The sequence below is a fragment of the Roseibium sp. genome (assembly GCF_025698965.1).
GTDB lineage: Bacteria > Pseudomonadota > Alphaproteobacteria > Rhizobiales > Stappiaceae > Roseibium.
This window is the reverse complement of sequence record NZ_JAILWL010000344.1, coordinates 1-7,147: the sequence shown is the minus strand read 5'-3', so window position 1 is coordinate 7,147 and position 7,147 is coordinate 1. Positions and strand designations below refer to the sequence as shown.

The following is a 7,147-nucleotide window of genomic DNA, read 5'->3' as shown; positions in this document are numbered from 1 at the left end:
ACTACGACAATTCCGGTGAAATCATGATCTGTGACATTACCTGGAAAGAGGTGATGGAGCTGGTCGTTTCGTGTCTTGAAGAGGATGCGGACGTTTACGCCTTTGCCAATGACAAGAACCAGTTTGAGGCGCAGGTCGAAGCCTATGCGGCAGGTCTGAAGTTTCACAACATGTTGGCGTGGGACAAGAAAACCGCCACGGCAAACCGGTTCTACATGAAGAACCTTGAGTTCATCCTTTATCTCTATCGGGGTCGCGCGCGCCGGATCGCCAATTGCGGCGACAAGCAAATGGTGCCGTTTCCTCACAAGGACGATACCGACCATCCGACCGAAAAGCCGGTTCCGCTGGTCGAGGCCTATATCCGAAATTCCGCCCGTTCGGGCGAGGCTGTGATCGACCCGTTTTTGGGGTCGGGAACCGCTGCAATTGCCTGCGTTCGCACAGGCAATCCCTTCGTCGGGGTCGAGGTCGACCCTAAACACTTCGAGACCGCACGTCAGCGTGTTGAGCGCGTCATTGATGAGCAGCAGTGCGACCTCGAAAGCTTCGTGAGAACAAAGAGGGTACAAGCATGCTGATTGAGACAACTGCGGGTGATTTGCGTATTGCGCTGGAGAAGGTCAAGCCCGGAATTGAGCGGGGCTCCATGCCGATACTGCAGGCCGTTCTGCTATCAGACGGCGGTGTTACGACAACCAATCTTGATTATGAAATCCGGGTCAAATTTGCGGCAAAGCGGTTTACAGGTGCCTGCGCGGTGCCGTTTCACCAGCTACATGACCTTTTGAAAAGACTGCCGAAGCAGACAGATATTCGTATTCAGGCTACGGAACATAACGGTTATGGCGTCTATGTGCTGTTTGAAGGTGCGCGCTACTATCTTCCGTCCTTCACAGCTTCTGACTTTCCGGTGTTTTCATATGAAGAACAGCCCGCGCCAATGGCCAAGCCGGACGGGCTGATTAACGCACTCAGGATATGCCAGCCGTTCATTTCGACAGAAGATACCCGGTATTATCTGAACGGGATCTGTTTTTCCAAAGATGCGGAAGGCAACGGCGTTGTTGTTGCGACGGATGGTCATCGGCTTGGTGCGGTTCCGTATGCGCATGAACTGAATGCCAGCGTCATTCTTCCACGCACCGTACTGCCTGCCTTGTTCGGCTTGTCCGAGCCTGAGAGTGTTTTTGTTGGCAAACTGCGCATGGAATTTACCTATCCGGGCGGCGGATGGGTGAAAACCAAGCTGATTGACGGGGTGTTTCCAGACTGGTTGCGCGTGGTTCCAAATCTCGCACCGGATGCCCCGCGGCTGAAGTTCAGCCCCAAAGAAATGTATGCCGTGCTGCGGCGCATGGACATCGCGCGGACAAGACACAGAACCAGCATCGATATCTGCGCCACTGCCACTGGCGACCTGGTAACCGCGACCTGCAAGGGCATGGATGGCGAAGAGTGTGCAGAGCGGTTGGAGCAAGGCTATGCCGCCAATTGGTCCAAGCTGACCAGCAGCGTCATATCCTTCAATTCGGGATACCTCAAACAGGTCTGCAGCCTGAACCTTGATGCGGAAGAGGTGACGCTCACAACGGCAGACGCCTCCAGCCCCGCGCTGATCGACAATCCGGACAGTAAAACACTGATGATCCTTATGCCGATGAGGGGCGACGGCAGCCTTGCCGGTCAATCCCTTCTGACGCTGGCCCGCAAGAGCAACGACAGTGTGGCGGCGGGGCAGGTGGCGGCATGACGGTCTATGTCCTTCATTTCGACCCGCCGTACCGGCAAGCGCGCCACTATATCGGTTACACACCGGACGCGTCTGCCGAGCGCCGGGTGCAGGAGCACCTGAGCGGTGGCTATAAGGCAAGCCCGCTTGTAAAGGCGGCGCTTGAAGCGGGTAGCGCCGTCACCCTGGCGCATGAATTTCCCGGTGACGGTAGGTTTTTTGAACGGTGGCTGAAAGACCGCAAAGACACCCGTATGTGGTGCCGATGCTGCGGTGTGAATGCACGGCCAGTCCCGAATTCCAAGGGCATATCTGAGGCCTATCGCTTGCGAAAAGCCGCCCGTGATCGTGCACACGGGAGGGCGGCATGAAGGACCTTTTCGGAGAAGAGATCCCCGACGCGGCAGACGCGGAGACGGCTTACGTACCGTTCGATTGGGTGGACGAGTATTGCCCGCTGCCGGTCGAAGATCCGGCCTCGTTTTGCCGGAAAGACCCGGACGGCTCTTGGCATCTGCGCCCGGTGCCGGAAGACGGCATGTTTGCCGGGAAGACCAACTTCGACCTGGTTGTGGAACCGGGTGAAGTGGTCAAGTTTTCCGAGCATCGGTCGTATCCGGATGTCGCGCTGACCGTCTATGACGACAGGACATACTCGGTTTTCCCGTTTGTGCCGGAGGATGCGAATTGCTTTCTCTTGGACGAGCCGGATTTGATGACCGTCAGCATTGAGGATCTGATTGCGGGAAGTGGTGACGCTTCCTGTGAGGTGGAGCCCGGTTCGTACAGCCTGACCAATTATCACTGGTCCGGTCCGGTCGCGTTTGAGTTCTCGGTTGAGAATGGAGGCGCGCCAGACGAGCGCCCTCAGTTCAGGCGATTGGGGGCTGAGCACTGATGCGGGATCTTCTTTCCGATCTGCCGCCGCCTGTTGCCGGCAGGCCGTCGTTTGAGCGCGAGTTGATTATCGACTGCTTTGCCGGGGGCGGCGGGGCGTCGACCGGTATATTCGAGGCGCTTGGACGCCACCCGGATTATGCCGCCAATCACGACCCGTTCGCGCTGGCGATGCACCGGGCGAACCATCCCGACACGATCCACCTTTCCAAAAACCTTTGGCAGGTGGACCCGATGGAGGTTTGCCGGAACCGGCCTGTCGGCCTGCTTTGGGCCTCGCCCGATTGCAAGCATTTTTCCAAGGCGAAGGGCGGCAAGCCTGTCAGCAAAAATGTCCGTGATCTTGCCTGGACGGTGGTCACATGGGCCAAGCGAGCGCGGCCACGGGTCATCATCTTGGAAAACGTGGTCGAGTTTCTGACATGGGGGCCGGTTGTCCAGGACGAGAACGGCAAATTCCGCCCCTGCAAGAAACGCGCGGGGCAGACCTTCAAAAAGTGGGTCGGGGAACTCAAGCGCCTTGGTTACAAGCTGGAATGGAAAGAGCTTTACGCCTGCGACTATGGTGCACCGACGATCCGCAAGCGCCTTTACATCATCATGCGCCGGGACGGTGAGCCGATTGTCTGGCCGGAACCGACCCACGGCAAGCCGGATGACGAGCGCGTTGTCGCCGGTAAACTTCTGCCACAGCTGACTGCCGCCGACATTATCGATTTCTCGCTTCCGTGCCCGTCGATCTTCGACACGAAGGAAGAGATTTTCGAGAAATACGGCCTGCGCGCCAAGCGGCCTTTGGTCCCTAACAGCATGTCACGGATCGCACGCGGCACCATGCGCTATGTGGTTGAAGAAAAAGACCCGTTCATCGTGGTTTGCAACCATGGCGGCGACCAGTTCCGAGGGCAGAGTATCAAAGAGCCTATGTCGACGCTGACGGCCTCGCGCGACGGGTTCGGGCTGGTGATGCCGTATGTTTCCTATGCGCAGCAAGGCGGTGGCAATCGCTCGTCAAAGGTTCCACTGCATACGTTGTGCGCCAGCCAGAAAGACCAGAACTGTGTTGTTGCGCCGTTCCTGAAACGGGATTTCGGTCAGTCGACCGGGCAGAGAGTCGACTCCGCAGCACCAACCGTGACACCGGGCGGCGATGGCAAGACCGGACTTGTCTCGGCCTTCCTGGTCAAACACAACACGGGCGCAACGGGGTCTGACCTTCGCGAACCGGCTCCGACGATCACTGCCAACAGTTTCAAGAAACGCGCTGGTGGCGCTGCTCCTGTCGCACTCGCCACCGTGCACATGACCTCCATGCGTGGCAGCGACCGGCGCGACTATCCCGCCAATACGCCCGTGCATACGTTGAGCGCTGGCGGCAATCATGAGGCGGTCACCGCCTGTTACCTTGACCGGCAGTTCACGCGTTCGGTTGGCGCGGATCTGAAAGACCCGGCTCCGACGATCACGGCGGGCGGCGATGGCAAGGCCAACCTGGTTGCGGCGTTCCTCGTCAACTACTATGGCAATTCCGACGCGTCTCCGCTTGATCAGCCGATAGGTGGCGACACCACAAAGGACCGCCGTTCGCTGGTCTATGTGGAGATCGACGGGGCGACCTTCGTCATTGTCGACATCGGCATGCGCATGTTGACACCGCGTGAGCGGTTCCTCGCGCAAGGGTTTCCTGCCGATTACATCATTGAATACGGCCTGGATGAAACGGGCCAGAAAATCAAACTCAGCCAGTCAGCGCAGGGGCGCATGTGCGGAAACTCGGTGTGTCCACCGGTTTCGAAAGCACTTGTTGCTGCCAACGTGCCGGAGCTGGCGGAAAGGAAGCTGGCGGCATGAGGTTAGTAGGGGTTTTTGGGGTTGTTGGGAAATTCTCTTTCGAAGAACTCATTCGAGTATTTTTCTCTGGCGTTGGCGACTTGGTTCCCCAGCTCTGTATGTCGATTGGAGAATACCGACACGAACTCAGGTTTGTAGTTTTTCAGAGTGGTGAACATTTCACTGAAACTGAGTATCATGACGTGAAAATAGAATACTCCTTCTGCCTCAACCTCCGAAAAATCATTTTTCGTTTGATCATGCTGTCCGATGATTTGAGGTTGGGTGCAGGTTCTCAGGACTTTCAACAAGCTCTCGCTCGCCATTGCATCTATTGGGTGCATCAGCGGGACAATTTTCTCAAACTCATTTGCTTCAAGTTCATTCGCAATCCGCGTCATTCGATGTTTGAAGACTGCGCTTTTTTCACGAAAGTATTCGTCATTTTTGTTGGCTTGGAACAAAATATCCTCCGCGTGCTTCCAGACGATATTGACCTTCAGAAGAACAGAACGTGCGCGAGCATCAAAGATACGCTTCGCCTCGTTCTGTGCCCTGTGGGCGACTTCCTCATTCTTTTTTATCTGAAGAAGCAAAACGAAGATGGTAGCACCCGCCGCGCCTGCGGCTATCCATCCACTGAGCGCGCCTACCCAATCGACAATTTCAACTCCATCCCAATACACAACGACCACCCATTTGCAGTAGGCGAAAATCGCAAAAGTGACGATGAACAGCCATATTGGAAGCGTCTGGACTGCAGTTTTCGCAATTGGTTTCATGCTTTTGCCCATAGCACGGCCCGGTTGCAGATGGGAGTCCGGGCATGACGGAGCGGCGATACACGGAAGCTGAAAAGGAACGGGTCAAGCGCGACAATCCGATTTCAACCGTCATCGGAAAATACGTCACTTGGGACCGCGCAAAGACCAATCCGGGGGCCGGTGACTTCTGGGCCTGCTGCCCGTTCCATGCAGAGGCAACGCCGTCGTTTCACTGCGTCGACAAGTTGGACATGTTCAAGTGTTTCGGCTGCGGTGCGCAAGGTGATCAGATTTCATTCTTGCAGGAACATCTTCAGATGACATTTCCGCAGGCCATGGAGCAGCTTGGCGGTAATGCCGAGGCCGAACCGCTGAGCGCGGAGCAAATTGAAGCTGACAAGCGCAAGGCGGAAAAGAAGCGGAGAGAGCAGGAGGCATTCGCCGAAAAGCTGCGGCGAGAAGAAATCCGAAAGGCAAAAAAATATTGGGATTGGGGTGGTCGTGTTTCCGGCACCGAGGGGCTTGAATACCTGCGCGGGCGCGGGTTGATGCCGCTCAAGTTTCCACTGCCATTGCGGTTTCATCCGCATTTCAAGTATTGGCATCCGAAACCAGTGCCGGGGTCAAAGAAAAAGGAATACATCGCCCTCTTTTCCGGTCCTGTCATGATGGCAGAAATCACCGGTTCCAATGGCGAGTTTCTCGGACTTCACGTGACGTACATCGATCCGATGCATCCTGGTCGCAAGATCCAGATTGAGGACCCTTTTGCCGAACCTCGGGAAGATGGGAAGTCGGTACTGATTGTTCCGAAAAAGATCCGCGGCTCCAAACGCAATGCGTCGATCAAATTATGGCAACCGGAGGGTTTCACCCGGCTTGTGGTCGGCGAAGGATGGGAGACAACAGTCTCTGTCATGCTTGCCGAGTTCGGTACGCCGCAGTTTGATCGGAGCGCCTATTGGACATCGATCGACCTGCAATCCATGGGTGGCAAGGCGGTCAAAACCGTGGCGCATCCAGAGCTTAAGAACAAAACGGGAAAACCGATGCGCATACCGGGGCCAGAACCAGAAATGGACGATGAAAAGGCGCTGACTATTCCCGACCAGGTGACAGAAGTTCTGCGCCTCGGCGACGGAGACAGCGACAGATTTACCGCTGAACAGGTGATGGCCCGGTCAAATGCCCGTTGGGACAAACCCGGCCGCCGCCAAGCGACCGCATGGGCACCTGAAGGCAAGGATTTCAACGACCTCGCGCAGGAGGCAATGTGACCGAGAAAAAGCAAAAGGACTCCGGCGAGAAACCGGACGTTCATGCCCAACTGCTGGCCGAACTTGCTGCCAAGCAATCGACGGAAACCGAGGCCGAGGGAGAACAGGGCCAAAGGGGTGAAACGCCTTCCGCTGAACCTGCAAAAGCTTCGAAAAAAGGGTTTGAGGAAATCCGCGACATTATCGAGGGTGCTCAACAGGCACGTGTTGCGGCTGATGCCGAGGACTATCTGGAAGAGGGTGAGGCCGAAGACGATAACGACACCGGCTCCAGCGCGCCCGTGCCGCAGACATGGGGCTATTCGCTGGAAAAGATGAACAAGGAATGGGCGCTCGTGCTGATCGGTTCAAAGGTTGCCATGGTGCGCGAGCAGCCGCACGCAAAAGAGGAAGACCGTGTCCGCGTTGTCCAGGTCGACTCGTTCCACAAGCTTTACAACAACCGCCCGACGCAGGTTATGGGGGCTGATCTCAAGATCAAGACAATCTCTTGGTCGAAATGTTGGGAAAGCGAACGCCATCGCCGCCAGTTCGACGGAATTGAGTTCTTTCCAAATCCTGACGATGAAAAAGGCACGAAGGGTTATTTGAACCTTTGGCAGGGGTTTTCATATCAGCCGGATCCAAAAGCGGGCAAATGGGCAATT

General features: G+C 56.3%; 7 protein-coding genes and 1 pseudogene. 7 read left to right on the top strand and 1 reads right to left on the bottom strand.

The genetic code is table 11. From position 1 onward, the window contains the following. From K5905_RS23205 to K5905_RS23185, 5 genes are all read left to right on the top strand, one after another. Nucleotides 1-581, top strand: a 581-nt coding sequence (locus K5905_RS23205) for a DNA methyltransferase (protein WP_297588342.1), incomplete at its 5' end; no start/stop codon positions are given. Continuing rightward, nucleotides 575-1,753, top strand: a complete 1,179-nt coding sequence (locus K5905_RS23200) for a hypothetical protein (protein WP_297588340.1) — start codon at nucleotides 575-577, stop codon at nucleotides 1,751-1,753. The genes K5905_RS23205 and K5905_RS23200, both read left to right, overlap by 7 nt. Further along, nucleotides 1,750-2,103, top strand: coding sequence for a hypothetical protein (locus tag K5905_RS23195; protein ID WP_297588338.1), 354 nt, complete (start codon nucleotides 1,750-1,752; stop codon nucleotides 2,101-2,103). The genes K5905_RS23200 and K5905_RS23195 overlap by 4 nt, the downstream gene beginning before the upstream one ends. Beyond that, complete coding sequence (locus tag K5905_RS23190) at nucleotides 2,100-2,630, top strand: hypothetical protein (protein WP_297588336.1); 531 nt, start codon at nucleotides 2,100-2,102, stop codon at nucleotides 2,628-2,630. Before K5905_RS23195 ends, K5905_RS23190 begins: the two co-directional genes overlap by 4 nt. After that, complete coding sequence (locus K5905_RS23185) at nucleotides 2,630-4,480, top strand: DNA cytosine methyltransferase (RefSeq protein WP_297588333.1); 1,851 nt, start codon at nucleotides 2,630-2,632, stop codon at nucleotides 4,478-4,480. Before K5905_RS23190 ends, K5905_RS23185 begins: the two co-directional genes overlap by 1 nt. A gap of 2 nt (nucleotides 4,481-4,482) precedes the next feature. Here K5905_RS23185 and K5905_RS23180 read toward each other — a convergent pair whose 3' ends face one another. Next, entirely contained in the window at nucleotides 4,483-5,241 is a 759-nt protein-coding gene (locus tag K5905_RS23180) for a hypothetical protein (RefSeq protein WP_297588331.1), read from the bottom strand. Between the two features lie 44 nt (nucleotides 5,242-5,285). On the opposite strand from K5905_RS23180, the gene K5905_RS23175 reads away from it, so the two are divergent. Together K5905_RS23175 and K5905_RS23170 are read left to right on the top strand one after the other, a co-directional pair. Then, the gene (locus tag K5905_RS23175; protein WP_297588329.1) at nucleotides 5,286-6,500 is read left to right on the top strand and encodes a CHC2 zinc finger domain-containing protein; all 1,215 of its coding nucleotides are present in this window, start codon (nucleotides 5,286-5,288) and stop codon (nucleotides 6,498-6,500) included. Beyond that, nucleotides 6,497-7,147, top strand: a pseudogene (locus tag K5905_RS23170) (hypothetical protein); the annotation flags it as partial. The gene K5905_RS23175 and the pseudogene K5905_RS23170, both read left to right, overlap by 4 nt.